This is a genomic window from Mangrovimonas sp. sgz306409, assembly GCF_059735265.1.
In genome coordinates this window covers 126,290-152,779 of sequence record NZ_JCAPEU010000003.1, presented here as the reverse complement: position 1 = coordinate 152,779, position 26,490 = coordinate 126,290, and the positions used below count along the sequence as shown (strand labels likewise).

Genomic DNA, 26,490 nt, shown 5'->3' with positions numbered 1-26,490 from the left:
TTTAAATGAAGTTAAATTATGGATAATACACTTTGCAATATTCTCTTAGTGTATGTAAGGCATATTCGTAGCGTTTTTCTTCCAACAAAATATCTCCTTTAAATCGGATTTGCCTAGGTACAACCATAGCATAAAACCCCTTTCCTTTGGCCATACGCTCTATGGTTTTTAAAGTAGATGAATCGACTTCATCATATATCTCACTTAGCCATACATGCTGTTCTTGATACAGTATTTGTTCATCCCAAAGGAGAGCATCATTTCCTTTTAGTATCTCATCCGAGAAGTATAGGGTTCCCAAGGTTTCAAATGCACCGTCAAAGGCTGTTTCACTACCCAAGTAGGCATATTTCTTGATATCCTTTTTCATGAATATTTTATAAGGAAATGCTTTGGTCAATCGTAATTTATTAGAAATAAAATATGCCATTTTCGGCCAGACTACTTCATGTCCCTTTGCATCTAAAGCCTCATATAACCATTTATAAAAGTCTGTCCGTTCACGAATGGTCCTGTACTCTTCTGGCAAGTCATGTTTTAAATTATATTCATTGGCTCGTTGCCATATTTGAGTATTGTGAATTCTATCTGCTCTCAACCAATCGGAAGGTGCTAAAGAATCTGTTCCCGTTGCCTTTTCAAAATCTTTAATACAAGACCATTCCTTGGCCATGACAGAATTTCCCAATGCCAAAAACAAGATAATAAGGCTGTAATTTAATCTCTTTTGCAGTATCAATTTGAGCTTTGATAAAACCTAAAGATACTTATTTCTAATCAATCAAAAACTTAAATCCTGTCGAGAAAATATTGGCCGAAAGTCCATCACTTCGCTTGTAGTACCCATACCTAAAATCGATACTTTTTAGTCCTGCTTTCCAAATATGGAAGGAGGTAAAAATATCGGTGTAGTTGAATCCAACACCAAACTGGTTACTATTGAATTTTGAAAGATCATAATCTGAAGTATAAAACTCTTCGGTTGACAAATGTTCTTCATAAGGCGCAAAATAATCTGCCGCAGTTTGGGTATAATACCTGTAAATTGGATACACCGTGAATTTATCGCCAATCTTGTAAGGTAGCTCAACACTTGCCGTGTGTGAAGTAATCCCCCAATCGTCTGTATAAAAACGGTAATAGGTTCTCAAGGTCAATTTCTCATTAAAGAAATAATTCAATCTTCCGCCAATAGGAATTTTGAATCTACTATCAGGCAAACGTTCCACGTCATCGGCCAACTGAAAATCATCAATGAAGAAATCAGGCTGATCTGCAAAATAAACACGTTGGTGCGGTGTAGAAAGCAGTCCCTGTTGCAGCACAATATCCATAAAAACGGAAGCTTGCAGATTTTTAGTAAGGATTTGCGAAAAACTTAAAGACAAACTATAGGAATTCCTACCAAGGTCATTGAACTTTTCGTCTTTAAAAGGATCATACGTTCCTGGCCCAACAATACCAGGATGAGAAAACCCTCCTCGCAATTCAATGGGATATTGAGGATTCCAAGTATCCAAAAACACATTGGCCTTTACGCCTACTTCGGTGTTTTTTTCATTGAACAAACGCGTATAATTTCCTCCAAAACCAATAGAGAAATAATCAAACTCCGAAGCCACACTTAAATTAGCGCCTACAATTTTGTTTCTATCGTCGGAAGAATGTGCATAACTAAAATTTCCGTTCACCCATGTATCAGATCTTGAAGCTCCTGAAGAATCCGAAAACGGACTGGCAGGTTTGTTAGAATCGAACGGATTGATGTTACTGGAAGATGCCGAAGTGTATGCAGAAATCCCAGCATCCACGGTCAATACATCGTCACTGTTCAACGGAATGGCCACCACAAACGTTGGTGTAATATCCGTTAATTTTTCATCCCCAATTCCTCCAGAAACAGCCGCATGTTTCCCATCCTGAGCATAATAACTCATCAAAAAATCAACTTCGGTGGTTTCTAACACCCTTTTCTTATAAGCTGAAGAAGGTTCGGTTTGCAATGTATCTGCTGGTTGGGTTTGAGAATATCCAACAGCCACAAAAAGGAGCAAGAGTATGAGACTTATTTTTTTCATATCTAATTACATCCGCAGCCTCCACCTGTTTTCCCTCCGTTAGCACCGGAAGAACCTTCTCTGTACAACTGAAAATTGGTTTCAAAACGTTCTGCTTTTCTTGCCGACAAAGCCATTTCCGGGTCATTGATATTGACCTTTTCATATTCCTTTACCGCCGTGCAAGAGCTTAATGAGAGCATCAAAAACCCCATTAAAGACATGTACTTTATCATTGTTTTGGTTTTATTAAATTGGAGTAAAATATATTTCCTTGTTCATCTATAATGATGCATTCCACACCGTTCAACTGATTGATAAAATCCAAACCGACTTCCTTCCCCATCACAAATACGGAAGTTGCTAAGGCATCGGCCAATTCGGCTTTTGGAGCCATCACACTCACACTAATAATCCCTGTGCTGGGATAGCCCGTCCTTGGATCGATAATGTGAGCATATCTTACCCCATTGAATTTTACAAACTTTTCATAATTTCCAGAAGTAACAATAGCCTGATTGTCCATTGGCAACATGGCAAACACCTTATCCTTGTTCAACGGGTTTGTAATGGCAATATTCCAAAGTTCGCCGTTGGGTTGCCTTCCCCATGTATTCATATCTCCCGAGGCATTTATGATTCCAGCTTCCACCCCAAGATCCCTCAAGAGTTGTTTCGCCTTGTCTGCAGCATATCCTTTTCCTATCGCCCCAAAGCCAATTTTCATCCCTTTGGTATCAAGAAAAACGGAGTTATTGCTTTCATTCAATTTGATATGCTGATAACCAACTTTCGATACAGATTGGGTAATTTCCTCCTCACTTGGTATCGTTTGCATACTGCCATCAAACTTCCAAATTTTGTCCATCGAGGCATAGGAAATGTCAAAAGCACCTTGTGTGAGTTTTGATATTTCAATGGCGCGTTTAATTAAATCGAACAATTCCCTATCAACTTCTACAGGCTGTATCCCTGCATTGGCATTGATTTTTGAGGTTTGGGAATTGGGATCCCAAGAGGATATCAACTTTTCAATTCTAGAGATTTCTTCAACCGCCGCATCAATATAGCCATCTGCCTGTTCTTGGGTTTTGGCTACCACAGAAATGTCAAAGCGACTTCCCATTAACTTCAAAGTACGTTTAAAGGTAGACTGTGCCGAAGAGAAGCCAAAGGTGAAGAAAAAGCCGATGATGAAAAGTCGTTTCATTGGAAAACCTATTTCATGAAGCCTTTCAGTTTTTCAACATAGGCTTCTGGAGTCGTCTTTTCGTAGCCTGTTTCTCCCAGCACTTTCCCATCTGGAGACATGACCACTACAAAAGGGAAAAACCCTTTTTTATTGTAAGTTTCAGCCAATCGTTTATTCTGTTCCTGAAGGGCTTCGTCCAATTGGTTCTGTTTCTTTCTTGGGAAATCGGCTCTTACAAGAATCGCCTTTTCCAAAGCAAAGGATTTGAACTCCTCCGTTTCCAAAATTTGTTTTTCCAACTTGATACAAGGAGCGCACCAATCGGATCCGGAGAAAATCAAAACAATGGATTTGTGTTCTTTTGCTGCTTGGGATTTGGCAGCCTCAAAGTTGGTCTGCCATTCTTGCGAAAACATGCTATTTACCCCCAAAATAAATAACACCAGCAATGTTAACTTACGCATAGTAACTTAATTGTGTCTGTTCAACAGGATTAACAACGTAAAGTAATGCGCTTTATTTCAATTTGGAGGTAACAATGGTTACAATTTTAAGCAATTAAAATTGAGTTTAAATAAGAATTATAACTGCATAAGAAAATGACAGACAAGTATTTGATAAAAAGCCTAGTGATAGTATTTGAAAATTTTCGTAGCCTCGTTATGGGCACTTTCAAAACTCATGGCATTGAGGTTGGATTGCTTTTTAGCCGTAAAATAAGACAGTAATTTTTCTGTAGGCATATTTCCTGTAAGCTCGTCTTTTGCCATTGGGCAACCACCAAAACCTTGAATGGCCCCATCAAAACGTCTGCACCCCGATTTAAAAGCTGCATCAACCTTTTCGAACCAAGTGGTAGGCGTGGTATGTAAATGGGCCCCAAATTCTATGTTGGGATATTGTGGTATTAAATGGGAAAACAGATACTCAATACTTTCAGGATTGGAGCTTCCAACAGTGTCGCTTAACGATAAAATATTTACTCCCATTTGCGATAAAGTTTCCGTCCATTCGCCTACAATATCTACATTCCAAGGATCTCCATAAGGATTTCCAAAGCCCATACTAATATAAACCACAACCTCCTTACCTACTTTATTGGCAATTTCCAGAATTTCCTGCAGCGTCACTACAGACTCCGCAATGGTTTTATGGGTATTACGCATTTGGAAGTTTTCTGAAATGGAAAACGGATAGCCCAAATATTGGATTTCGGGATATTGGCAGGCATCCATTGCACCGCGGGTATTGGCGATAATGGCCAATAATTTACTGCTGGTATTACTTAAATCTAAACGAGATAATACTTCGGCGGTGTCTGCCATTTGCGGAATGGCTTTGGGGGAGACAAAACTTCCAAAATCGATGGTATCAAAGCCTACCCTAAGCAACGACTGGATATATTGAACTTTCTTTTCGGTTGGAATAAAATCCTTAATACCCTGCATGGCATCTCTAGGGCATTCTATAATTTTAACGTAGTCGCTCATAAAAGTCAAAGATAGTAAAGTTCACCGGCTACTAAAACGTTTTCTTGAAAACTAGATTAAAATGAAAATAGCGATTCCCACAAAGACAATAATCTGAAGCCATTTCAACACCAAGCCAGTATTTTTATGATGAATAAGATAATTGGAAATAGCTCCTGAAAGAATGGCAATACCAGCAAAAATCACCAAGGAAACGCCCATGAAAATAAATCCCAACACATAAAACTGCCAAACGGTTGACAGACTATCACTGAACAAAAAACCCGGAAAAAGGGCTAAAAAAAACAAAGACACTTTAGGGTTTAGCACATTCATAATAACCCCTTGTTTGTACAGTTGGGAAACACTCTTTTTAGGAATGCCACGGGAGTTCAATTCCAATGCCGAACTGCTTTTATACACCTTATAGGCCAAATACAATAAATAGCCCGCTCCAAACAATTTGATGGCTAAATAGATATAGTCGTTTTCCTTAATCAAGGTAGACACTCCAAAAGCCACCAAAGTGGTATGTACTATACATCCCGAAATCAATCCAGCCACAGTAGCCAAACCATATTTTTTGCCATGGGCAATGCTTTGCAGCAGCACATAAATATTATCCGGTCCTGGCGAAATTGCCAAGGCCGAGGTTGCCACTACAAACGATATCAGGATATCAACGTTCATTAAGCGCGATTTAAAATCGCTTTGTTGATCTTGGAAATCAGTTTTGGACCTTCATAAATGAAGCCTGTATACAACTGTACCAAACTAGCACCTGCATCCAGTTTTTCAAGAGCATCTTCTGCGGAATGAATCCCTCCAACACCAATGATCGGGAATGCCTTATTGCTTTTTTCAGAAAGAAAACGAATCACTTCTGTAGATCTTTTGGTCAATGGTTTTCCACTTAAGCCTCCAGTTTCTTCTTTGCTTTCAGATTTTAACCCTTCTCTTGAAATGGTCGTATTTGTGGCAATCACACCTTCAATTTTGGTGTCCTCAACAATATCGATAATGTCCATTAATTGCTCATCGGTTAAATCTGGAGCAATTTTAAGTAGAATTGGTTTTGGACTCGACTTTTCAGCATTGAGGTCTTTCAAGGTTTTTAAAAGATGCGTCAAAGGCTCCTTATCCTGTAACGCTCTTAAGTTTGGTGTATTTGGAGAACTTACATTTACCACAAAGTAATCCACATAATCAAACAGCGCATTGAAACAGATTTTATAATCCTCCACCGCGGTTTCATTAGGCGTCACTTTATTCTTTCCAATGTTCCCTCCTATCAGCACGCCTTTATTCTTTTTCAAGCGTTCTACAGCTTCCTCAACACCTCCATTGTTAAAGCCCATTCTATTGATGATGGCAGAATCTGCTTTCAAACGGAACAAACGCTTCTTAGGGTTTCCAGGTTGTGCTTTTGGCGTTAAGGTGCCTATTTCAATAAATCCAAATCCAAGGTCTCCCAACTCCTTGTATAATTTGGCATCCTTATCAAAACCGGCCGCCAAACCAACAGGATTTTTAAATTTCAAACCAAAGAGTTCGCGTTCCAATCGTTTATCTTCAACAAGATACAAGCCTCTAAATATGCTTGGTACCAAAGGAACTTTATGAAGAATTCGAATTAAGGAAAATGTGAAATGGTGAATTTTTTCCGGGTCAAAAAGAAAAAATAACGGTCTTACGATAAGTTTATACATAATTACAAGCTTGGACTGCAAAAATACTACGCAAATGACAAATAACCTTACTATTCATTTTAGAAATTAGTAGTATTTTTGAAGACTTTATTAACATTGATTTTCATTAAAATACCCTCTCATGATAAACAAACAACACCTTATAGACAGATTTATAAGTTATGTAACGGTTGACACAGAATCGGATCCTGCATCTGAAACGACTCCAAGTACCGAAAAACAATGGGATTTGGCCAATGCTCTAGCCCAAGAACTTAAGGATATTGGGATGACCGATGTGACTATTGATGAGAACGCATACATTATGGCAACCTTGCCTAGCAACGTAGACCATGAAGTGCCTACCATTGGATTTGTATCGCATTTTGATACGTCACCTGACTTTACTGGCGCCAATGTAAAACCACAAATTATAGAAAACTACGATGGTAAGGATATTGTTTTAAATGCTGAAAAGGACATTATCCTGTCTCCTTCCTATTTTGAAGACTTATTGCAATACAAAGGTCAAACCTTGATTACCACCGACGGAAACACCCTTTTGGGCGCTGATGACAAGGCTGGTATTACCGAAATTGTTTCGGCTATGGAATACCTTATCCAACACCCAGAAATAAAACACGGTCCTATACGTGTGGGCTTTACTCCAGATGAAGAAATTGGTAGAGGGGCTCATAAATTTGACGTTGAAAAATTTGGAGCTGAATGGGCTTATACCATGGACGGGAGCCAAATTGGCGAATTGGAATACGAAAACTTCAACGCTGCAGGAGCCACTGTGAAGGTAAAAGGAAAGATTGTGCACCCGGGTTACGCCAAAGGAAAATTGGTAAACTCCATGTATATCGCTACAGACTTCATCAATTCATTGCCAAGACTTGAAACTCCAGAGCACACCGAAGGTTACCAAGGATTTTTCCACTTACACGGCATGGAGGGGAAAGTTGAGGAAACCGTTTTGAAATACATCATTCGTGACCACGACAAAGGACATTTTGAAGCTCGTAAAGAAGTGATGCAGAAATTGGCCAACGAAATCAACTCTGAATACGGAAGAGAAGTGATTGAAATTGAAATCAAAGATCAATACTTCAACATGAAGGAAAAAGTAGAGCCTGTAATGCATATTGTAGATATTGCCGAAAAAGCCATGAAGCAATTGAACATTAAACCTCTTATCAAACCTATCCGAGGTGGTACAGACGGGTCGCAATTAAGCTATATGGGCTTACCTTGTCCAAACATCTTTGCTGGAGGACATAACTTCCACGGACGTTATGAATATGTCCCTGTAGAAAGCATGATCAAGGCCACAGAAGTAATCTGTAAGATTGCCGAACTTACTGCATTGAAAAAATAAGATTGAATAAAATTGCCTAATTTAGTAAACGGGAACCCAAAAAGTTCCCGTTTTTATTTTCTCAATTCTTATGTATTATGGCAAAAGCTACTTCTGTTGAAGCTTATATTGAAAACTCCAATTTCCCCGAAGCTCTGGGCCTTTTAAGGGATATCATCACTTCCACCGAAGTAGAAGAATCCTTAAAATGGAATGCTCCCGTGTATGCTATCGATGGTAAAAATGTTATTGGATTGGGGGCTTTTAAAAATCATTTCGGCATATGGTTTTTCAACGGTGTATTTTTAAAAGATGAAAAACAATTATTGGTCAATGCCCAAGAAACAACCAAAGCGCTTAGGCAAATGCGTTTTGAAAGCATTGATGACATTGATAAAAATGTAGTGCTTTCTTATGTAAAAGAGGCTATAGAAAACCAAAAATTGGGAAAAGAACTCAAGCCTGAGAGAAAGGGAAAAACGGTTGAAATCCCTGAAGAACTTAAAAGGCTTCTTGACAATAGTTCGGAATTGGAACAACACTTCAATGCGTTAACGCCTGGCAAACAACGGGAATATTGCGAGTATATAGCAAGTGCCAAAAGAGAAGCGACCAAACAAACCCGATTGGATAAAATTACCCCAATGATTCTACAAGGTATTGGACTGAACGACAAATACAAAAATTGCTGATTTCCATATAAGGTTATAAAAAAAGAGCCACTTCAATGAAGTGGCTCTTTTTTCTATGTTGTAAAGACATTTTTTAATTACGCCTTTTCTTGAACTTTTTTACTCATTTCCATGGAAATGGCAGAACGTTCAAATTTTATTTTACCAGCTAGAGTTTCGATAACGCAACTATTGTCTTTATCATTCAGTTCAACAATTTTACCGTGCAAACCGCTTTTGGTAATTACTTTGTCTCCCCTTTTTAGTTCGTTAGCAAACTTCTTTTCTTGTTTAGCTCTTTTCATTTGCGGCGCAATCATAAAGAAATACACCACTGCAAACATGGCTATAAAAGGTAAAAAATTCTGTAAACCTTCCATATATTTAGTGTGCTGCTGCTGGCTTAGCTGCTTCGGCAGCAGGGTCAGCTTCGATAAACGCTTTAATTTTAACCATTTCCTTACCTTTTTCTGTGTTGGTAGTTAAGGTAATAGTCTTAGAAATTTGGTTTTTCCCTTTACCGTTGAACTTCACTGTAAACTCAGCAGATTCTCCCGGTGCTAAAGGTTCTTTACTCCAATCTTGAGGCACTGTACATCCACAAGTACTTTTGATGTTACTTACAACCAATGGAGCTTTACCAGTATTAGTATATTTGAATTTAGTTTCAACAGGAGTTCCATTTTTAATGGTACCAAAATCGTGCTCTGCTTCCTCGAAAGAAATTACAGGTAGGTCTCCAGCTACAGCATCTCTTTCTGCAGCAGCTGCTACATTTTCACTATTTACTTTACTTGCTGCATCTTCTTTACATGAAGTAAAAGCTACTAAACAAAGAGCGCTTAAACTTAATATCACTTTTTTCATTGGGATAAAATTTAATTATTAGTATTAATTGTTCCTTTTTGAGCGGTAAATGTAGTAATTATTTCTAATTACATCAATCCTCTCCCAATTTTATTTAATTTGTCCTCAGCAGTGTACTCCTTGACAATCTTATCTAAAATACCATTGATAAAGATGCTACTTTTAGGTGTAGAATATTCTTTGGCAATTTCCAAATACTCATTAATGGTCACCTTTACAGGAATGGATGGGAACTTTTGAAACTCGCAAATGGCCATTTGCAACAGTACGGCATCCAAACTAGCGATACGCTCTGTATCCCAGTTTTTAGTTTTCTTAGCAATGTCCTTATTGTATTTGGACACGTTAAGCAGAGTTTTCTTCAATAAGTCTACTGCAAAATCCCTATCGTCCAAATCTTTGTATAGGTCTGGAGTAAAATAGGTATCAGGACTGTCCTTTTTCACTTTTCTTAACAACTTAAGAATACTCGTATTTACTATTGGTAAATCGTCAACCCACGTAAGCTTCTTGTCCTCAAAATAGTCGTATAACTTTTCGTTAGGGGCAATAATATCTGAAAAGATGTTTACCACCAACTCTTTATCCTCCTTAAAGCTATCGACTGGAGAAGCCATGTATTCCTTATAAAGGTCACTTTCCAAAATGGCTTTGAATATGATCTCTACATATTCAAAATCCAAATACCAATAGTTCAACTTTCTGGCCTCGATTTCGTCAGACAATTCTTGATTGTCTCTTAACGCATGCAATAGGCGGTTATTGACAAACTTGGAATTCGGGTTCCTTTCTTCGTCGGTTGCAAGAAGTTTCTTTTGGGTTTTGTTAAGATGGTCTTCGGCTCTTTTGTGAGTTTCTATCAGCAGTGCTAGGATTACCAAGTACAAGTCGTACATACTATCCAAGCTTTGAAGCAAAAATCGTTCATCCTTCTTTATGTCATCACTTTCGGTACCATTAAAAGCATAAATGGTTTGCATCACCTTGATACGGATATGTCTTCTGTTAAGCATATATAAGAACCTTTTATAAAAAATTAAAAGAGGCGAAAGTGTTGATTCTTTCGCCTCGCAAAAATACTATTATTTATTCATTGCTGAAACTAAAAAAGGAATTGGCTCGTAATTATTTTGCGTTTTCCTTTTTACGCGTTTCAATACGTTCTTGAGCAATTTTTAAAGCTGCCTCATGAGTTGTGATTTGAGCAGCTTTTGCTTTTTCAAGAATCTCCAATGTTGTATTGTAAATGTTTTCTGTTTTACGAATGATTTCCGGTCTTCCGTAGTTTTCCAATTCAGCATATACATTGATAATTCCACCAGCATTGATCAAGAAATCCGGAGCATATACAATACCACGTTCTTGTAACAACTTACCGTGAACACGCTCTTCTGCCAATTGGTTGTTAGCCGCACCTGCAATAATTTTTGCTTGAATACGGTTGATGGTCTCATCATTAATTGTAGCTCCTAAGGCACAAGGTGCATAAATATCCATGGCTTCGCTATAGATATCTTCTCCTGTGTAAATGGTTGCTCCATATTTTGAACTCACCATTTCCAAACGCTCAGGACTGATGTCTGTAATGGTTACTTTAGCGCCTTCATTCACCAAATGCTCAACCAAAGCTTCCCCTACATTTCCAATTCCCTGTACAAACACGGTTTTGTCTTCCAATACATCCGAACCAAATTTAAATTTGGCCGCAGCCTTCATCCCCATAAACACACCGTAAGCCGTAATTGGCGAAGGGTTTCCTGCACCACCTTTGTCTTCTGAAATACCAGTTACATAAGGCGTTACTTCTCTTACAAGGTCCATGTCTGAAGTTGCCATACCAACATCCTCTGCAGTGATGTACTTACCGCTTAAGGAATGTACAAACTCACCAAACTTTTTCATAAGCTCAGGAGTTTTTTGGGTCTTGGCATCCCCGATGATTACTGCTTTACCACCACCAAGGTTCAACCCAGTGATTGCAGATTTATAGGTCATCCCTCTAGACAAACGCAATACGTCGTTTAAGGCTTCCCATTCGTTGCTGTAATTCCACATTCTTGTCCCTCCCAAAGCAGGTCCTAAAACTGTGTTGTGAATACCAATTATTGCTTTTAAACCAGTATCTTTGTCGTTGCAAAATACCACTTGCTCATGGTTGTCAAAAGATAATTGACCAAAAACCGGATCGACTTTCGAAAGTTCATCAGAACTTATAACGTCTGAAATCATGTAAATTGAATTAATTAAAATACGTTCTTAGCACCTCTAAAAACGCGTGCAAAATTAATCCATTATTGAATTATTAGCAAAAAATAATCGTAAAATAAAACTATCTTAAAAAAAGCTTAACAGTTCTGTTTTTTCAATGAAAGAATTACAACATCTCAATAAATACTTTTACAAATACCGCTATAAACTACTCGCTGGAATTGTTATCACCATCATCGCCCGTATTTTCTTGTTGTTCACCCCTGAATTGGTGGGCTCTTCTGTAGATATCATCGATGAATATAGAAAGGGACTTGTTTCAGATATGTCCGTGGTAAAAAAGGAACTTTTAATCAACATTCTTTACATTGTTGGAGCGGCCATTGTTGGAGGTGTTTTCACATTTTTAATGAGACAAACCATCATCAATGTTTCGAGATACATAGAATATGATTTAAAAAATGAAGTGTACCGCCAATACCAACGTCTCTCTTTAGACTTTTACAAAAGCAACCGTACGGGAGATTTAATGAACCGTATAAGTGAAGATGTTGGAAAGGTACGTGAATATGCAGGGCCAGCAATCATGTACAGCATCAACACCATTACTCTGTTTATAATTGCCCTATTTTTAATGTTTAAGTCGGCACCAATGTTGACTTTATATACCATCATTCCTCTTCCTGTGCTTTCCTATTTTATTTATATTCTTAGCAAAGCCATCCACAAACGCAGCACCATTGTGCAAGTTTGGTTGTCTAAACTGAATACCTATGCGCAAGAATCCTTCAGTGGGGTTAGTGTTATCAAGTCGTATGGAATTGAGGAGCAGATTTATGAAGGCTTCGATAAACTTTCAGCAGAAAACAGGCAGAAAAATATCGATTTAACTAAAGTCCAGGCCTTGTTTTTCCCGTTGATGATTTTGCTTATCGGCCTTAGTAACATCATCGTTATCTATATAGGTGGAAAACAATATATCAACGGAGAGATTGAAAGTTTAGGAGTTATTGCTAAGTTCATCATTTACGTGAACTTACTTACTTGGCCTGTAGCCACCGTAGGTTGGGTAACTTCTGTGGTACAAAGGGCCGAAGCTTCACAAAAGCGCATCAATGAGTTTTTAAAATTAGAGCCAACCATCAAAAACAACACTGAAAAACATGCCGATATTCAAGGTAATATTGAATTCCAGGAAGTTTCCTTTACTTATCCAGACACCAACATTCAAGCTTTAAAGAATGTTAGCTTTACTTTGAAAAAAGGGGAATCCCTTGCCATTCTAGGGAAAACTGGTTCTGGTAAATCCACCATTTTGGACCTTATCGGAAGACTTTATGATATTGATTCAGGTACGATTCTTATTGATAAAACGCCTATCGACCTCGTTAACCTTACCGATTTGCGTGACAGCATTGGTTATGTTCCTCAGGACGCTTTTTTGTTTTCGGACACAATCCAGAACAATATCAAGTTCGGAAAAGAAGACGCCACGGACGAAGAAGTTATTGCCGCGGCTAAAAATTCTGACGTACACAAAAACATTGTTGGATTCTCTAAAGGCTATGATACTATTTTGGGAGAACGAGGCATCACTTTATCAGGAGGGCAAAAACAACGTATTTCCATTGCAAGGGCAATCATAAAATCGCCAGAGATTTTGTTGTTTGACGACTGTCTTTCAGCTGTTGACACCGAAACCGAAGAGAAAATCCTCAAGAATCTTAAGCGCGTTTCCAAGGACAAAACTACCATTATTGTAAGTCATAGAATATCCTCTGCAAAGAACGCCGATCACATTATAGTTTTGGACAATGGTGAGATCATTCAAAGGGGCAACCATGAAACTCTCTTAAATTCAGAAGGTTACTATAAAGACCTTTATTTGAAGCAGCTCACGGAAAAAGAAATATGACAAATTGTTGGTTTCTTAGCATTTTTTTTAGATTTTTGAGACATTAATAGGAACTAATTTTTTAATATAAAATCTTATGAGTGACCAAGGAATGATGGAAAAAGAGGAAATTTTTTCGAAAGTATTACGAGCAGGAAGACGGACATATTTTTTTGATGTAAGAGCAACCAAAGCGGGAGATTACTACCTAACGATTACAGAGAGTAAAAAATTCACCAATGAGGATGGATCTTTTCACTACAAAAAACATAAAATTTACTTATACAAAGAAGATTTTGCTGAGTTCAACGAAATCTTAGGAGAAATGATTGATTTTGTTATTGATGAAAAAGGAGATGAAGTAATTAGCGAGCGTCACCAAAAAAACTTTAAAAAAGACGATTACTATTCTAACGATGATGTAGAAGAAGGAGGAACAAGCTACGAAACATCGGCTTCTACAGGAAGTTTCACCGACGTCAACTTTGAAGATATATAATCATTCGATTTTTATAAAACTCTTAAAAAGCGCTACCGAAACGTAGCGTTTTTTTTTGTAACAAAGTCAAATCATCTGATTTAGTTCCGAAAAAACTCCTATAACTTGACTGCTAGAAGGGCAATAAGCAATATGCATGCGAAATATACACCTGCGATTGGCGTTCCCAAAAGTCCTCCAACCAACAATGTGGTCAAAATTAAATAAAATGGAATTAAGGTAATGGCCACTGCAAAACGAAAAGTGGCTACAAATTCCCGTTCCTTGATTTTAGGAAGCAAAGCATGTTTCCAAACCAAATATGTTGGTAACAGGACACATTTTAAAAGGCCCATAAAAAAGCGCTTCGGCAATCCATCTTGTTTTCCCGTTTGCAAGTTTTTGGCATCAAAATTACTTGAGATGTATTGGTTAGCTGCTATTGGATTAAGAAAATCCACCTTGTCTTCTTCCAACCGTTGCAAGGTATTTTCATAATGTTCTGAATCGATATGCGTGGTCAGCGCACACAATTCTTCATGAACCCTTGTTTTAATCTGTTGCGCCATATTAGGACTTTTCATGGTGTCTTTGGAAGTAACTTCGATAGTTTGTCCAAAATTTAAAAAGACCCCATTGGCATAGCCTTCTGCATTTTCGTAATTGATACCAACCGGAATCAAAGACAATTTTGTGTCTGGATAGCGTTCCAAAGTTTCAAAAACAATTCTCGTAAACCCTTTGCTTAAGGGCCGAACCATTCGTTTTAAATTATGGTTACCTTCAGGAAAAATGGTCACCGCATTATCAGAATGCAATAATTTGGAACAAGTTTTAAATATTTCGTCATTTTTTGAAATGGTATTCCATCCATCTCGAACCCTATAAACTGGTAACATCCACAGGCTTCTTAAAATTTTTGCCACCAAAGGATTACTAAAAACGCTGGCCCGGGTTAAAAAATACACAAAACGTCCATTTTTCACCGCAATAATTAAGGCATCCATTAAAGCGTTTTGATGGTTTCCCAAAAAGATGACGGCTTCATTCTTGGGAATGGATTCCTGCATAGCAACAGAGATCCTTCTGTAATAAAAAAAGAGCCCCAGTTTTATATAGCTTCTTACTAAAAACAGCCAAATCTTGTTCAAACCACGCTAATTTTAGAAGACACTTTAGACCAGTATAACGACAAGGCCAAGCCCGAAATGATATGCCAAATACCCCAAAAAGCCGCCATGATGGCCATACCCCCAAGCCCATTGAAGAACGTAAATATCAAGAGTAGTCCCAATCCAGAATTTTGGATACCAGTTTCAATAGCAATGGTTTTTTGGTCCTTCGTAGACAACCCAAAGAATTTAGCAATAACAAACCCAGTAAAGATAGCCAACAAGTTATGCCCAGAACCAATATAAACCACATGCGAAATGTAATTATTAAAAACGTCCAAGTTGTTTGAAAAGGCAATTACCACAATTGCTATGAACACAATGATGGAAAGTGGTTTTAGCAATTTTGAAAGTTTTTCAGCCAATTTTACGTTTTTATAGCGTACTGCCATTCCCAATATCAACGGAATTCCCAAGAGCAACACTACCAATTTCAGCAATTCAAAAGGTGCTACTTCAACCGTCTTTAAAATTTCCGCTGTGGGTGGATATAAATTCCCATACAACTGAAAATTTAATGGGGTCATGATGATGGCCATTAAAGTTCCCAAAGCTGTTAAACTTACTGATAGTGCAGAGTTTCCGTTAGACAAATGCGTCATAAAATTTGAAATATTTCCCCCTGGACAAGCCGCCACCATCATCATTCCCAAAGCAATACTTGGTTGTGGGTTCAATATTAAAATTACCAAAAAAGTTAAGAAAGGTAAAATGATAAATTGAGAAAGCAACCCTACAAAAATAGACTTAGGCTGCTTTATGACATTTTTAAAATCGTCTATGGAAATTCCCAAAGCCACACCAAACATGACTACGGCCAAAGCTATATTGAGCACCCATAAATCATCATTATTAAACTGGATTTGGACAGTATCTAATTCTTGCATATGCTTAAGCTACAGAGGAACCATTTGTCACACGGTCTTCGGGATTCAACAATACTACATCCTTCCCGTTCACCGCTCCCAATAACAAACATTCGCTCATAAAATTGGCTATTTGTTTTTTAGGGAAATTAACAACGGCAACAATCTGCCTGTTCAATAATTCTGATTTTGTATATAAGGAGGTGATTTGGGCCGAAGATTTCTTGATTCCCAAGGCTCCAAAATCGATAGTAAGTTGATATGCCGGACGATGTGCTTTTGGGAAATCATTCACTTCAATTATGGTCCCTACACGCAGGTCCACTCTTGCAAAATCCTCAAAAGTTATGGCTTTGTTCATCCGGCAAAAATACAAACATATTTTAAATATCCTGCCGTATTGTTTATGAACATGTTATACAAATGCAAGCCCGCTATCCTTTCAGTTTGGCTAATTTTTGAGTAATTTTGAGTTTAATTTAATTGTTATGGCCAGAACACCTTCAAACATGCTCCCTTTAGGCACCACAGCTCCTCAGTTTACGCTTTATGATACCATAAGTGACACCAATCTTTCACTCGATGATATAAAAGGCGTCAAGGGTACAGTCATCATGTTTATCTGCAACCACTGCCCTTTTGTAAAACACGTCAATGCTGAATTGTCTAAAATTGCCAAGGACTTTACTCCAAAAGGAATTAATTGGGCTGCGATTTCCAGCAATGATGTTGAAAACTATCCTGAGGATCACCCTGACTTAATGAAGGAAACAGCCATTAATGAAGGGTATATTTTTCCTTATCTATATGATCAAACACAAAAAGTAGCCAAGGATTATGATGCTGCCTGTACCCCAGACTTTTATTTGTTTGATGATAATTTAAAGCTTGTGTACCGAGGCCAATTGGACGATTCAAGACCTGAAAATGGTATTTCTGTAACAGGAAAAGACCTTAGAGAAGCCATAAATGCATTGTTGAGCAATTCTCCTATTTCAGACAAACAAAAACCAAGTATTGGCTGTAACATTAAATGGAAAAAATCTTAATAAATCACTTAACCTACATTCAATTAACCACAACCACCAGCCATTTTAGACTTCATATCTTATGAAATACGCATATCTTATTCTACTCTGTGTGTTTTGCTTTAACTGCCAAAACACATCCACTCCAACACAATACAGACATACATTAAATCTGGAAGGTTCATGGCAATTTGCCTTGGACACGGCCAATGTTGGTATTTCCAAAAAGTGGTTCTCAACAGATTTAAAAGACAAGGTTACCTTACCAGGAACTACAGATTCCAATAAAAAAGGCTTTGTTAAGACAGATACCACCACAATGCACCTCAACCGTCCTTTTACTTATGAAGGTGCCGCTTGGTATAGAAAAAAGGTGGTCATTCCTGAAAATTTCAAAGAACAGCATATTACTTTGTTTTTGGAACGCACAAAGCCTTCAAATGTTTGGATTGACAATAAGCATGTTGGGTCTTCACAATTATTGCAAGCCCCTCAACAGTTTGATGTGTCTTCCTATTTAAGTCCTGGGGAGCATTATATCACACTTCAAATCAACAACGATTTAAAATTAACACCCTACGGCAACGTACACATCTATACAGACGACACCCAAACCAATTGGAATGGAGTGATCGGAAAAATGTACTTGGAAGCCTCTGCCCAAACCTATATTTCCAACTTACAGGTATTTCCAAATATTGAAAAGAAAACAATGGATGTTGCCATTGAGGTAGAAAATGGCTCAGATCAAGTTTCCCTAGAACTTTTGGTAGAGAGCAGCATCAATGGCGTAACTACACAATTACAACCTCAGCAATTCATTCTTGCCAATAAGCCCAAAAATACTGTGAGCTATGCCTTTGAAAACGACATTGCTTTATGGGATGAATATGAGCAACCACTTTATAAAGTAACAGCCATTATTTCCAACGAAAACACCAAAGATGCCCAATCTGTAACTTTTGCAATGCGCGATTTTAAAGTTGACGGAAGACATTTTGCCATCAATGGACGCCCTACCTTTTTAAGAGGAAAGCACGATGCAGCCGTATTTCCAATTACAGGACACACCCCCATGGATGTGGAATCTTGGCGAAAAATCTATAAGATTGCTAAATCTTACGGCATCAACCATTACCGTTTCCACACCTACTGTCCTCCAGAAGCTGCCTTTACTGCAGCAGACCTAGAAGGTATATATCTTCAGGCCGAACTTCCATTTTGGGGCGGTTTGGAGTCTGATACTATTGCTTCCCAATTGAAAGCCGAAGGAGAAGCGATGTTGAAATCCTATGCCAATCACCCTTCCTTCGTCATGTTTTCCCCTGGAAATGAAATTTGGAGCGGTCATGACAATATTGAAAAACTAATGGTGTCTTTAAAAGATTACGACGGTCGCCCACTTTACACCATGGGATCTAACAATAATATCGGTTACGTGCCGCCTCGCGATTATGCCGAGTTTTTTGTAGGGGCCAGAACTCCTTTTGATGGAGATGCCAACAAAGCACACACAAGATTAACACACGCCTTTGCCGATGCCAAGGATGGCGGAATTTTGAACACCCAAACACCATCAACAAATTTCAATTTTGATTATTCGGTATCTCGTTTGGAGCTTCCAATTATCAGTCATGAAATCGGGCAATACCAAATCTACCCTGATTACAAAGAAATTGAAAAATACTCCGGTATTTTAAAGGCTTGGAACCTTATCGAGTTTAAAAACAGACTTGAAAAAGCTGGTATGCTAGATTTGGATAGTGCCTTTCAAAAGGCTTCAGGTGCTTGGTCCGCTATTTGCTATAAGGCAGAAATGGAAGCCGCGCTTCGCACAAAAGATATGGCAGGGTTCCAACTTTTAGACCTTCAGGATTTCTCTGGTCAAGGAACAGCTTTGGTTGGTATTTTGGATGCTTTTATGGACAGTAAAGACGTGGTGACTCCTAAAACATGGAAACAGTCCTGCAACGATGTGGTTCTGCTACTTGAATTCCCTAAATACACATGGACCAACAGTGAACATTTCACAGCTCAATTAGATGTTGTTAACTATTCCAACAAGGCGATTACTGAAGGCGTGCAATGGAAAGTTGAAAAAGAAAATGGCTTTGTCATGAACCAAGGCAATGTTAGCGCAACATCCATTTCCAATGACGGGTTATCCAAGTTAGGAAAATTAAGTGTTGACTTGTCAAACATTGAAAAACCTGAAAGATTAAACGTTTTGGTGTCCATTCCCAATACGGAATACAGCAACTCCTATCCTATTTGGGTGTATCCTTCCAAAGAGAATATTGAAATTCAAACTTCTATTTCCATTGTTGAAGACTTGAATACTTCTGCTTTAAACCACCTAAAAAATGGCGGTACGGTTTTGTATTTCCCAAAAACAACATCTGTTGAAAAGAACAGTTTTCCAGGACACTTCCCTCCCGAATTTTGGAACTACGGCATGTTCAAGAGCATTAGCGAATCCAACAACAAACCTGTTTCGCCAGGAACACTAGGATTACTTATGGATCCAAAACATCCAATATTTAATGCTTTCCCTACCGATTTTCATACCAATTGGCAATGGTTTTCAATGATCAAAAACAGTAATTCTCTAATATTGGATAATACAGCCAATGATTATCGTCCGATTGTTCAGGTAATTGACAATTTGGAACGCAACCACAAATTAGGCCTCATTTTCGAATTTAAGGTTGGTAAAGGAAAGTTATTGGTTTGCATGTCCCAACTGAACAAAATTGCAGACAAACCAGAAGCACGTCAATTATACCAATCCATTCTCAACTATATGGAATCTGAAGATTTCCATCCGCCCTATGAAATATCTACAGAAGAATTGACTTCTCTATTTCATTAGAAAACAACTAAAGGTTATCATCAATTTTGTATTTTTAAATGTCCTGTTTTTTTCGAATTGGACTTAAAAACCCTGATGGTAACCTTTACTTTTATGGAACGCTCAAAACAAATTGCCAATCGGTTTGGGGAGGTGATCCTTTCTGGGGATTGGATTGCGAACACAAATTTAAAATCATTGCTCTCCGATGTCAATTGGCAAATGGCCATCACACCTATTGGGCAACTCAACACTATAGGTGCTCTTGCCCAACACATCCACTACTACATTGCTGGTACACTAAATGTTTTGCAAGGAGGAGACCTTTTAATAAAGGACAAATTCAGTTTTGATTTCCCTCCTATAACTTCTCAAAAAGATTGGGAACATCGACTGAAAATAATCTTTGAAGATGCAGAAACCTTTGCTCTTGAAGTTGAAAAACTCTCTTCTCAGGATCTAGATAAAGTTTTTATAAAAGAGGCCTACGGAACCTATGAACGTAATATTGAAGCCATCATAGAACACAGCTATTATCATCTTGGGCAAATTTCATTGTTAAAGAAATTAGTTTTATCGTCAAGGTAGAATTAGTTTCAATTATAAATGATTTTATAAAATTTAACAACCTTAACCTATTTCCTATTGAAATAAAATTTGGAAATTTCTCACATTAAAACTACTTTTCTCCTCGATATCAACCATAACTGTACTCTCATGCAAAAAAATCTACTTTATTTAATTTTCTTTTTATCCACTTTTGCAAATGCTTCTGTAATTACAGGAAGCGTTTTGCTCGATGACAGCTCCGATCATAGTGGTATTACCATTAAATTTGTCCCTATTTCGCCTAGTGCTGTTTATGGTGAAACAACATCAAACTCAGATGGTACATTCAACGCAACCATTGAGAATGGAATTTATGATGTCACCTTTGAAAAAGAGGGCTATCAAACACACACCTTGAGCGACCAGTTCATCGCCGAAAACACAACACTTCCAAGCGTTGTTCTAAACTCCAATTCCGTAGTCAATGTGGGGATCCCAAGTGTAGTCCCTTCAAATGTATCTGGGGTATGGACAAGTAACAACACCTATGTTGTTAACGGAAATATTAAAGTACCCTCTGGAGCAACTCTTACCATTGAACCTGGAACCCTAGTTAAATTCAGTGGTTACTATTCAGTTTTGGTTAACGGCACCTTAAATGCCATTGGAACTGAGGAAAATTACATTAGGTTTACTTCTCAAAATTCCAATCCCACAAATACTGACTGGAATAGGATAAACATTAATTCAAGTTCAAACTCAACTATTTTGAAATATTGTATCATTGAATATGGAACAGCAGAGAATTTCGAGAATAAAGGAATAGTAAATATAGAAGCTGAAGCCACTATAGAAAACTGCATTATAAGACATAGTGATGAAAAAGGAATAAGTATTGGCAATGATGCAACAAATGTGAACATTTTAAACAATGAAATATCGGATTGTGATATAGGTGTAGCTTTCATTGGTTCAACTAACCCCATTGCAATTATTGATGGTAACCGTATCTATGACAATGCCATTGGGATTTTTACAGCTTGGGCAAATTACCAAACTGTAGTTCGTAACAATATCATTTCAGATTGTATAAATGGTATATCAACTTATACAAGCATTACTATCCACAACAATATTATTTTCGATTCAACTAAAGGGATTTCTGTTAATGGTAACCAACCTACCATAAGAAACAACACTATTTTTTCAAATTTAAAAGGAGTAAGCATTTATAATTCAGATGCATTTAACCCAAACCCTATAATAAACTCCAATATCATTATAAACAACAGTGTAAGCGGAATCATTTCAGAAGGAACTCCTGTTCCGAACTCTGTAACCTATAACCTTTTGTACAACAATGGAAATGATGTGAGCAATTTACCTATAGGAATCGGGACCATTGTAACCACCAATGACAATGGAACCCCATCAGACACCTATTACAATATCTTCTCTTCAGCTGATTTGATTTCTATGGATCCTCTAAACCCTGATTTTTGTAAATTAAATAATTCCTCAAGCGCCATTAATGCGGGCGATCCCGACATAGAGAACATTTATAATTCTACAATAATTGACATAGGTGCTAAGGAGAGTTCTGAAACTCTCTCTATAAACGATTTATTGGAAAATAATGTTTCCATTTTCCCTAATCCCATTTCAGACCATCTCAATATAAAAGCGTCAAAGAACCAGCAGTTCAATAAAATAATACTTTACAATTTGAATGGAAAAATGATAAATGAGTATACCCTAGAGAATTTGACCAGTGAATACACAATAGAAAATTTAGATAACTTAAATTCTGGAATTTATTTTTTAGGTCTTTTCAATAACAATTTTGAGCTCAATACAATTAAACTCTTGAAAAAATAAACTCCTTTGTTTAAATCAAAAAAATACTGCTGCTTATATCTTCTTATAAACGGCAGTATTTTTTTGCAAATTATTCGTCTCAGAACTCATTTCCTCAGCTTTATTCAATTTTGATTAAATTAGTTACTAATGTCTATCATTTCATTAACCAACTATGCTGAAATTCTTTAAAAACATCAGAAAAACACTTCTGGATAAAAATAAATTGGGACAGTATTTAAAATATGCCTTGGGAGAAATTCTTCTTGTCGTTTTAGGGATTCTAATTGCGCTTCAAGTAAACAACTGGAATCAAGACCGAATTGAAAAACAACATACCTTGGATTACCTAAACGACTTGACAGTTGACATTGCATTGGATTTGGAAAACCTAGAGGACCACATCCAATTTCTGGATGATATGAGCAATAGAAAAAGAACACTTTTAAAGCAGATTTCGCATGAACATCTAGAAATGGATACCATTATCAAATTAGTGATGCCTATTTACCTCACCAAGCCTATTATAGACAGAACCTACCAAAAATACAACTCCACAAACATTTCCAAACTTATTGACAATAAAGAGCTTTACAACAATATTAACACCTATTACACCACGGTTAAAACCAGATATCTCACCCATGTTGTTTGGGATGAAAAATATACTTTGGAAGAAGCTGAGTTTTGGTATTACAATGATGAATTTGAAAGCCGATACCTTGATGAAGATTTACCATTTCTCCACAATGACTCTATTCAAAAAGCTGTTCTAGAAACGCAATTAAAATCCGTGAAAGGGAGAAATTTACTCCGCACTAGTCTTTTCAGAAAAAAGCGCATCAAGACCTATGTGGTGGAAGTGCAAAATCGGGCATTGGAACTATCCAACGATATCAAGGATTATCTTGAAGCATCCGGCTATTACAACTAAACTTTATCTTAAAAGACTAAAATGCCCTCTTAAAGTTCTAGTTTGCCCATTTAATCGTATCAATTGAGCTTCAAACCAATAATCGGTAGCAGGTAAAGCCACACCGTTAAAGGTACCGTCCCATCCTGAACCTGAAGGTTTGATTACGGCCATAAGCTTTCCGTAGCGGTCAAAAATATTAACGGTGGATTTTTCGGAATAGGCTTCATTAAATCCTTTGATATTCCAAACGTCGTTATAGGTATCTCCATTCGGACTAAAAAACTTTGCATAACCTACCACAAAAATCTCTAATTGGGCGATGCCGCAACCATTCTTATCACGAACATACAAGATATGTTCTCCTGCAGCAACCTCATCAAAATAAGGGTCGTCCTGGAAACTTGAAAACTCATCATCCAAGGCGTATTCATAATCTCCTATACCCAAACCATTGGGGTTTATAGAAACGGTATTATTATTTGAAAAATCCTGAATAGTAATATCATCTATATCCAAATCTGCCACCGAAGATTCTATGACTGCTACCACACTTGGTTCCGATTGACAACCATATTCCGAAGTCGCAACTACCGAGTACATTCCTCCCGAAACAACAGTAACTGAAGGTGTATACGAAATAACTGTACCACTGCTATCTGTCCATTCATAGGTGTAACTACCGTTAGGGTTTGTCACCATCAAGGTAACAGGATCTCCTTCCAAACAATAAATGACTTCATCGTCGGTATCAAATTGAGGCAAAGTATAGACTTCCAACATCAAGTGAGGTCCAATCCCAAAACAGTCACCATTGTCATCGCTTTCAACCCGAACATACAATAATTGGGCATCAGGAGTTTCGTTGGTATAAGGTATGGAGGCATCGATTTCATTTTGCTCGAGTTGGGCATCTGCTAGATTTTGATAGTAATGAACACTTAAATTTTGCCCTGTTGGAAATTGGTCCAAAAACACTTGAGATATCTGGCTTAAATCGAATTCATAAAAACCATCACCATCGTCATCACAATACTCTAAAGTTTCCATATAACCGTCCTGAAACGAAGTTGTAGACACCTCTAATGTAATGGTTGAAACCCGAAAACACCCATTTGCGGAAACAACCCTTGCAAACACTTCTTCCGAAACAGAATTATTGAATGGCACGGGATCAACAGCCTCAATGCCGTCATTGGCATCGACTAAAGTCAGGTGATAGGAAACCTCAAACGCCTCTGAACTTCCGTCAACCAAAACTTCATTAATTTCATTCAAATTGAAATTAGTATAACCATCCGCCAACCCATCTTCATCGCAATTTTTGAAGATCAAACTAGAGACAACGTCTGGCAAAGCATTCACCTGAATATCAAAACTCCCTTCCGAATAACACCCATACTCCTGCAAATTTGTAACTCGAACATAAATAGGTTGAGTATTAGCAACTGTATTTTCAAAATTATCAGGAGCTGTGATTTCCTGAGAAAATGCCGCATCCAAAAAATATGAGAAACTATAATCCGAGGCGGGAGCACCATCCAAAATCACAGATTCATTTTGGGTTAAATCGAAACTTGAAATACCATTGGTATCATCGCCATCCAAATTGGAATCACAAACTTCTAATGCGGATATATCATTTGGCACTTGAGGCGTTTCAAATAAAACCACAGTTACCATAGTACGAATAGAACTTTCACACCCATCCATAGTTTGCGAGGCATAATAGCTCGTCCCATTCTCTAAGTTTTGAGAAGTCGCTAAAGGTGTTCCTCCTGTATCCGAAGCATACCAAACAACAGCTGTTCCTTCAACCTGCAAATTTGCAATGGTAGCATTTTCAAGGCTACAGAAAACCTGTTCCGCATCTGCAATGGGTGATGGCGTATCTTGAACCGTCAAGGTCACGGCAACTCTATTTTCACTTATACAATCGTTATATTGAGCTTCGGCATAAAACGTCGTGGAAACAGTAAGTTCTGGTGTTGTAAAGGAATTTTCTGTCCCCACTACATTACCACCAACCATGGCATCATACCAAAAAACAGTTCCTTGGGAAGAGGTTGCGCTAAGTACGCCACTGCCCGATCCACCACAAATAATAGCATCATTATAATCTGTTATGGTAGGAATTTCAACCACCGTGGCAACAACTGGTTCCTTTATCCCGTTTGGGCAACCATTTATGGAAGCTAGCACATAATAAGTTGTTGTTACTGAAATTTCTGGGGTTGTGAACGTCAATCCTGAAGCTATGGAAGTTCCATTTGGATCATCAAACCACAATACTGTGCCTCCCGAAGACACGGCTTCCAATTCCACGGAACCTGAACCACAAACCGTAGCACCAACAACATTCATAATTTCAGGAATGGTAATTTTGGTACTCGCAGAAATATCCACTTCCGGATCGCCCGGCATGCCTCCATATTCAATTATATAACCCTTTGGCTGATAATCTCCCGAAGTATCCCCTGCATTAGGCAAATCGTTCCAAGATCCTGGAACACCAACTCCCGGAGCCGTGACATGGGCATAGTCTTCATTGTTTAAATTATTGGGCTCTCCTGTGTTCCAAAAAGCATAATTGGGCGTAGATCCGTTCACGCCTCCATTCCAAAATACCATGCCTTCTTCTGGTCCTGTCATCCATTTCCAGGTTCCTTCGGACTCTACGTCACTACCACCTATCCAGCCAGCTCCGGCCGCTTGCTCCCCTGATAATTGCGCTTCTTCGGCAGACGTTATAGTGGCCAAATATCCTTGAAGACCGTAATATGTACTACTTTCCGCAGCAGCTTTTGCCGCTGTCCACGTGATTCCTAAATTTGGAACATACTCATAATAATGCCCTGTGGAAGGTAAAAAGTTGGCATCACCTACGGTAAATGAGAAATACTTTTCCCCAGAAACGTTGGCAGTGTTGCTTTGGTACATTACATCATTAACAGCCGCAATCAAATCTGCATAAGTTGGTTCTGAAGTTCCCACTCCACTCAAGGTCAATTTTCCTTGATTGACATCCCAACTTGTAGAAATGTTAGGATGGCTTCCTGTTAAGACCAAATTATCAATACCCTGCTGATAGCCCGTAGATATTTGAATGTAGAGCGCCTCTACACTAGTATCGTCGGGATCGACAATATCAAAACTGGTGACAATGTTAATTTGCGACAAGGGGCAGTAATCCTGATCTCCCTCAGCTTCAATGGAAGGAGGTACATTACCTTGGGCAGCACAAAAAATAGGTAGAAAAACTAGGAATAGGAATATATGTATTTTTGGGATCACAAATGCTTTGTAAAAATTTACTGTAAATTTACATTAAAAATTCAGCAATTATCCCCTCCCTAAAATAAGATTTAAG

The 26,490-nt window shown here is 37.9% G+C and carries 25 protein-coding genes; 9 read left to right on the top strand and 16 right to left on the bottom strand.

Translation table 11 applies throughout. The annotated features are described in order from the left end of the window. Positions 1-16: 16 nt before the first annotated feature. The 8 genes from AC6I5C_RS06520 to AC6I5C_RS06485 all read right to left on the bottom strand — a co-directional run bounded on the left by AC6I5C_RS06520 (position 17) and on the right by AC6I5C_RS06485 (position 6,427). The gene (locus AC6I5C_RS06520) at positions 17-700 is read right to left on the bottom strand and encodes an Insecticidal toxin complex protein (protein ID WP_497904458.1); all 684 of its coding nucleotides are present in this window, start codon (positions 698-700) and stop codon (positions 17-19) included. 73 nt (positions 701-773) lie between these two features. Further along, on the bottom strand, positions 774-2,078 hold the full coding sequence (locus AC6I5C_RS06515; RefSeq protein ID WP_497904457.1) for a DUF3570 domain-containing protein: 1,305 nt from the start codon (positions 2,076-2,078) through the stop codon (positions 774-776). A 2-nt stretch (positions 2,079-2,080) separates the two neighbouring features. After that, positions 2,081-2,293, bottom strand: coding sequence for a DUF4266 domain-containing protein (locus tag AC6I5C_RS06510; protein WP_171971859.1), 213 nt, complete (start codon positions 2,291-2,293; stop codon positions 2,081-2,083). Further along, positions 2,290-3,267: an FAD:protein FMN transferase gene (locus tag AC6I5C_RS06505; protein ID WP_497904456.1), complete on the bottom strand. Its 978-nt coding sequence runs from the start codon at positions 3,265-3,267 to the stop codon at positions 2,290-2,292. Before AC6I5C_RS06505 ends, AC6I5C_RS06510 begins: the two co-directional genes overlap by 4 nt. An 8-nt stretch (positions 3,268-3,275) precedes the next feature. Further along, positions 3,276-3,713: a thioredoxin family protein gene (locus tag AC6I5C_RS06500; protein ID WP_497904455.1), complete on the bottom strand. Its 438-nt coding sequence runs from the start codon at positions 3,711-3,713 to the stop codon at positions 3,276-3,278. A 162-nt stretch (positions 3,714-3,875) separates the two neighbouring features. Beyond that, on the bottom strand, positions 3,876-4,739 hold the full coding sequence (locus AC6I5C_RS06495; protein ID WP_497904454.1) for a hydroxymethylglutaryl-CoA lyase: 864 nt from the start codon (positions 4,737-4,739) through the stop codon (positions 3,876-3,878). Positions 4,740-4,790: 51 nt separating this feature from the next. Then, positions 4,791-5,408, bottom strand: coding sequence for a LysE family translocator (locus AC6I5C_RS06490; RefSeq protein ID WP_076663595.1), 618 nt, complete (start codon positions 5,406-5,408; stop codon positions 4,791-4,793). After that, positions 5,408-6,427, bottom strand: coding sequence for a quinone-dependent dihydroorotate dehydrogenase (locus AC6I5C_RS06485; RefSeq protein WP_497904453.1), 1,020 nt, complete (start codon positions 6,425-6,427; stop codon positions 5,408-5,410). The genes AC6I5C_RS06490 and AC6I5C_RS06485 overlap by 1 nt, the downstream gene beginning before the upstream one ends. Before the next feature lie 121 nt (positions 6,428-6,548). Between AC6I5C_RS06485 and pepT the strand changes: the two genes are divergently transcribed. Continuing rightward, positions 6,549-7,787, top strand: a complete 1,239-nt coding sequence (gene pepT, locus AC6I5C_RS06480) for a peptidase T (RefSeq protein ID WP_497904452.1) — start codon at positions 6,549-6,551, stop codon at positions 7,785-7,787. A 77-nt stretch (positions 7,788-7,864) separates the two neighbouring features. Continuing rightward, positions 7,865-8,458, top strand: coding sequence for a YdeI/OmpD-associated family protein (locus AC6I5C_RS06475; RefSeq protein ID WP_497904451.1), 594 nt, complete (start codon positions 7,865-7,867; stop codon positions 8,456-8,458). A 77-nt stretch (positions 8,459-8,535) separates the two neighbouring features. Here AC6I5C_RS06475 and yajC read toward each other — a convergent pair whose 3' ends face one another. The 4 genes from yajC to AC6I5C_RS06455 form a co-directional block, all read right to left on the bottom strand. Then, a complete protein-coding gene (yajC, locus tag AC6I5C_RS06470) occupies positions 8,536-8,817 on the bottom strand; it encodes a preprotein translocase subunit YajC (protein ID WP_053978363.1) in 282 nt (93 codons plus the stop codon). A gap of 4 nt (positions 8,818-8,821) precedes the next feature. Then, positions 8,822-9,304, bottom strand: coding sequence for a DUF1573 domain-containing protein (locus tag AC6I5C_RS06465; protein ID WP_053978362.1), 483 nt, complete (start codon positions 9,302-9,304; stop codon positions 8,822-8,824). A 68-nt stretch (positions 9,305-9,372) separates the two neighbouring features. Then, on the bottom strand, positions 9,373-10,317 hold the full coding sequence (nusB, locus tag AC6I5C_RS06460) for a transcription antitermination factor NusB (RefSeq protein WP_240472309.1): 945 nt from the start codon (positions 10,315-10,317) through the stop codon (positions 9,373-9,375). Between the two features lie 112 nt (positions 10,318-10,429). Beyond that, positions 10,430-11,533, bottom strand: a complete 1,104-nt coding sequence (locus tag AC6I5C_RS06455; protein WP_497904450.1) for a Glu/Leu/Phe/Val family dehydrogenase — start codon at positions 11,531-11,533, stop codon at positions 10,430-10,432. Positions 11,534-11,669: 136 nt separating this feature from the next. Here AC6I5C_RS06455 and AC6I5C_RS06450 point away from each other — a divergent pair, with 136 nt between their 5' ends. Both AC6I5C_RS06450 and AC6I5C_RS06445 read left to right on the top strand, forming a co-directional pair. Then, positions 11,670-13,427 carry an ABC transporter ATP-binding protein gene (locus tag AC6I5C_RS06450; RefSeq protein WP_497904449.1) on the top strand — a complete coding sequence of 586 codons (1,758 nt, stop codon included), beginning with the start codon at positions 11,670-11,672 and terminating at the stop codon, positions 13,425-13,427. Positions 13,428-13,503: 76 nt separating this feature from the next. Further along, complete coding sequence (locus tag AC6I5C_RS06445; protein ID WP_053978359.1) at positions 13,504-13,905, top strand: PUR family DNA/RNA-binding protein; 402 nt, start codon at positions 13,504-13,506, stop codon at positions 13,903-13,905. 98 nt (positions 13,906-14,003) lie between these two features. Here the strand turns inward: AC6I5C_RS06445 and AC6I5C_RS06440 are convergent, their stop codons facing one another. The 3 genes from AC6I5C_RS06440 to AC6I5C_RS06430 are packed head-to-tail and all read right to left on the bottom strand — an operon-like array spanning position 14,004 to position 16,283. After that, positions 14,004-15,035 carry a 1-acyl-sn-glycerol-3-phosphate acyltransferase gene (locus AC6I5C_RS06440; protein ID WP_497904448.1) on the bottom strand — a complete coding sequence of 344 codons (1,032 nt, stop codon included), beginning with the start codon at positions 15,033-15,035 and terminating at the stop codon, positions 14,004-14,006. Continuing rightward, complete coding sequence (locus AC6I5C_RS06435) at positions 15,032-15,943, bottom strand: bile acid:sodium symporter family protein (RefSeq protein WP_497904447.1); 912 nt, start codon at positions 15,941-15,943, stop codon at positions 15,032-15,034. The genes AC6I5C_RS06440 and AC6I5C_RS06435 overlap by 4 nt, the downstream gene beginning before the upstream one ends. A 4-nt stretch (positions 15,944-15,947) precedes the next feature. Then, positions 15,948-16,283 (bottom strand): tRNA-binding protein, encoded by a 336-nt coding sequence (locus AC6I5C_RS06430; RefSeq protein ID WP_053978357.1) that lies wholly within the window; start codon positions 16,281-16,283, stop codon positions 15,948-15,950. A gap of 127 nt (positions 16,284-16,410) precedes the next feature. On the opposite strand from AC6I5C_RS06430, the gene AC6I5C_RS06425 reads away from it, so the two are divergent. From AC6I5C_RS06425 to AC6I5C_RS06405, 5 genes are all read left to right on the top strand, one after another. After that, positions 16,411-16,971 carry a thioredoxin family protein gene (locus tag AC6I5C_RS06425; RefSeq protein ID WP_497904446.1) on the top strand — a complete coding sequence of 187 codons (561 nt, stop codon included), beginning with the start codon at positions 16,411-16,413 and terminating at the stop codon, positions 16,969-16,971. 61 nt (positions 16,972-17,032) lie between these two features. Further along, positions 17,033-19,822 carry a DUF8487 domain-containing protein gene (locus AC6I5C_RS06420; protein ID WP_497904445.1) on the top strand — a complete coding sequence of 930 codons (2,790 nt, stop codon included), beginning with the start codon at positions 17,033-17,035 and terminating at the stop codon, positions 19,820-19,822. A gap of 93 nt (positions 19,823-19,915) precedes the next feature. Further along, positions 19,916-20,389 (top strand): DinB family protein, encoded by a 474-nt coding sequence (locus tag AC6I5C_RS06415; RefSeq protein ID WP_497904444.1) that lies wholly within the window; start codon positions 19,916-19,918, stop codon positions 20,387-20,389. 129 nt (positions 20,390-20,518) lie between these two features. Then, positions 20,519-22,228: a right-handed parallel beta-helix repeat-containing protein gene (locus AC6I5C_RS06410; protein ID WP_497904443.1), complete on the top strand. Its 1,710-nt coding sequence runs from the start codon at positions 20,519-20,521 to the stop codon at positions 22,226-22,228. A 154-nt stretch (positions 22,229-22,382) separates the two neighbouring features. Further along, positions 22,383-23,141, top strand: a complete 759-nt coding sequence (locus AC6I5C_RS06405) for a DUF6090 family protein (protein WP_497904442.1) — start codon at positions 22,383-22,385, stop codon at positions 23,139-23,141. A gap of 3 nt (positions 23,142-23,144) precedes the next feature. Here AC6I5C_RS06405 and AC6I5C_RS06400 read toward each other — a convergent pair whose 3' ends face one another. Then, positions 23,145-26,414: an FIDD domain-containing protein gene (locus AC6I5C_RS06400; RefSeq protein WP_497904441.1), complete on the bottom strand. Its 3,270-nt coding sequence runs from the start codon at positions 26,412-26,414 to the stop codon at positions 23,145-23,147. Positions 26,415-26,490 lie beyond the last annotated feature (76 nt).

Coding starts and splice junctions, on each gene's coding strand:
- AC6I5C_RS06495 (WP_497904454.1), bottom strand. CDS start 4,739: ATGAGCGACTACGTTAAAATTATAGAATGCCCTAGAGATGCCATGCAG.
- AC6I5C_RS06500 (WP_497904455.1), bottom strand. CDS start 3,713: ATGCGTAAGTTAACATTGCTGGTGTTATTTATTTTGGGGGTAAATAGC.
- AC6I5C_RS06425 (WP_497904446.1), top strand. CDS start 16,411: ATGGCCAGAACACCTTCAAACATGCTCCCTTTAGGCACCACAGCTCCT.
- pepT (WP_497904452.1), top strand. CDS start 6,549: ATGATAAACAAACAACACCTTATAGACAGATTTATAAGTTATGTAACG.
- AC6I5C_RS06415 (WP_497904444.1), top strand. CDS start 19,916: ATGGAACGCTCAAAACAAATTGCCAATCGGTTTGGGGAGGTGATCCTT.
- AC6I5C_RS06410 (WP_497904443.1), top strand. CDS start 20,519: ATGCAAAAAAATCTACTTTATTTAATTTTCTTTTTATCCACTTTTGCA.
- AC6I5C_RS06505 (WP_497904456.1), bottom strand. CDS start 3,267: ATGAAACGACTTTTCATCATCGGCTTTTTCTTCACCTTTGGCTTCTCT.
- AC6I5C_RS06430 (WP_053978357.1), bottom strand. CDS start 16,283: ATGAACAAAGCCATAACTTTTGAGGATTTTGCAAGAGTGGACCTGCGT.
- AC6I5C_RS06485 (WP_497904453.1), bottom strand. CDS start 6,427: ATGTATAAACTTATCGTAAGACCGTTATTTTTTCTTTTTGACCCGGAA.
- AC6I5C_RS06405 (WP_497904442.1), top strand. CDS start 22,383: ATGCTGAAATTCTTTAAAAACATCAGAAAAACACTTCTGGATAAAAAT.
- AC6I5C_RS06475 (WP_497904451.1), top strand. CDS start 7,865: ATGGCAAAAGCTACTTCTGTTGAAGCTTATATTGAAAACTCCAATTTC.
- AC6I5C_RS06435 (WP_497904447.1), bottom strand. CDS start 15,943: ATGCAAGAATTAGATACTGTCCAAATCCAGTTTAATAATGATGATTTA.
- AC6I5C_RS06445 (WP_053978359.1), top strand. CDS start 13,504: ATGAGTGACCAAGGAATGATGGAAAAAGAGGAAATTTTTTCGAAAGTA.
- AC6I5C_RS06490 (WP_076663595.1), bottom strand. CDS start 5,408: ATGAACGTTGATATCCTGATATCGTTTGTAGTGGCAACCTCGGCCTTG.
- AC6I5C_RS06510 (WP_171971859.1), bottom strand. CDS start 2,293: ATGATAAAGTACATGTCTTTAATGGGGTTTTTGATGCTCTCATTAAGC.
- AC6I5C_RS06515 (WP_497904457.1), bottom strand. CDS start 2,078: ATGAAAAAAATAAGTCTCATACTCTTGCTCCTTTTTGTGGCTGTTGGA.
- AC6I5C_RS06420 (WP_497904445.1), top strand. CDS start 17,033: ATGAAATACGCATATCTTATTCTACTCTGTGTGTTTTGCTTTAACTGC.
- yajC (WP_053978363.1), bottom strand. CDS start 8,817: ATGGAAGGTTTACAGAATTTTTTACCTTTTATAGCCATGTTTGCAGTG.
- nusB (WP_240472309.1), bottom strand. CDS start 10,317: ATGCTTAACAGAAGACATATCCGTATCAAGGTGATGCAAACCATTTAT.
- AC6I5C_RS06465 (WP_053978362.1), bottom strand. CDS start 9,304: ATGAAAAAAGTGATATTAAGTTTAAGCGCTCTTTGTTTAGTAGCTTTT.
- AC6I5C_RS06455 (WP_497904450.1), bottom strand. CDS start 11,533: ATGATTTCAGACGTTATAAGTTCTGATGAACTTTCGAAAGTCGATCCG.
- AC6I5C_RS06450 (WP_497904449.1), top strand. CDS start 11,670: ATGAAAGAATTACAACATCTCAATAAATACTTTTACAAATACCGCTAT.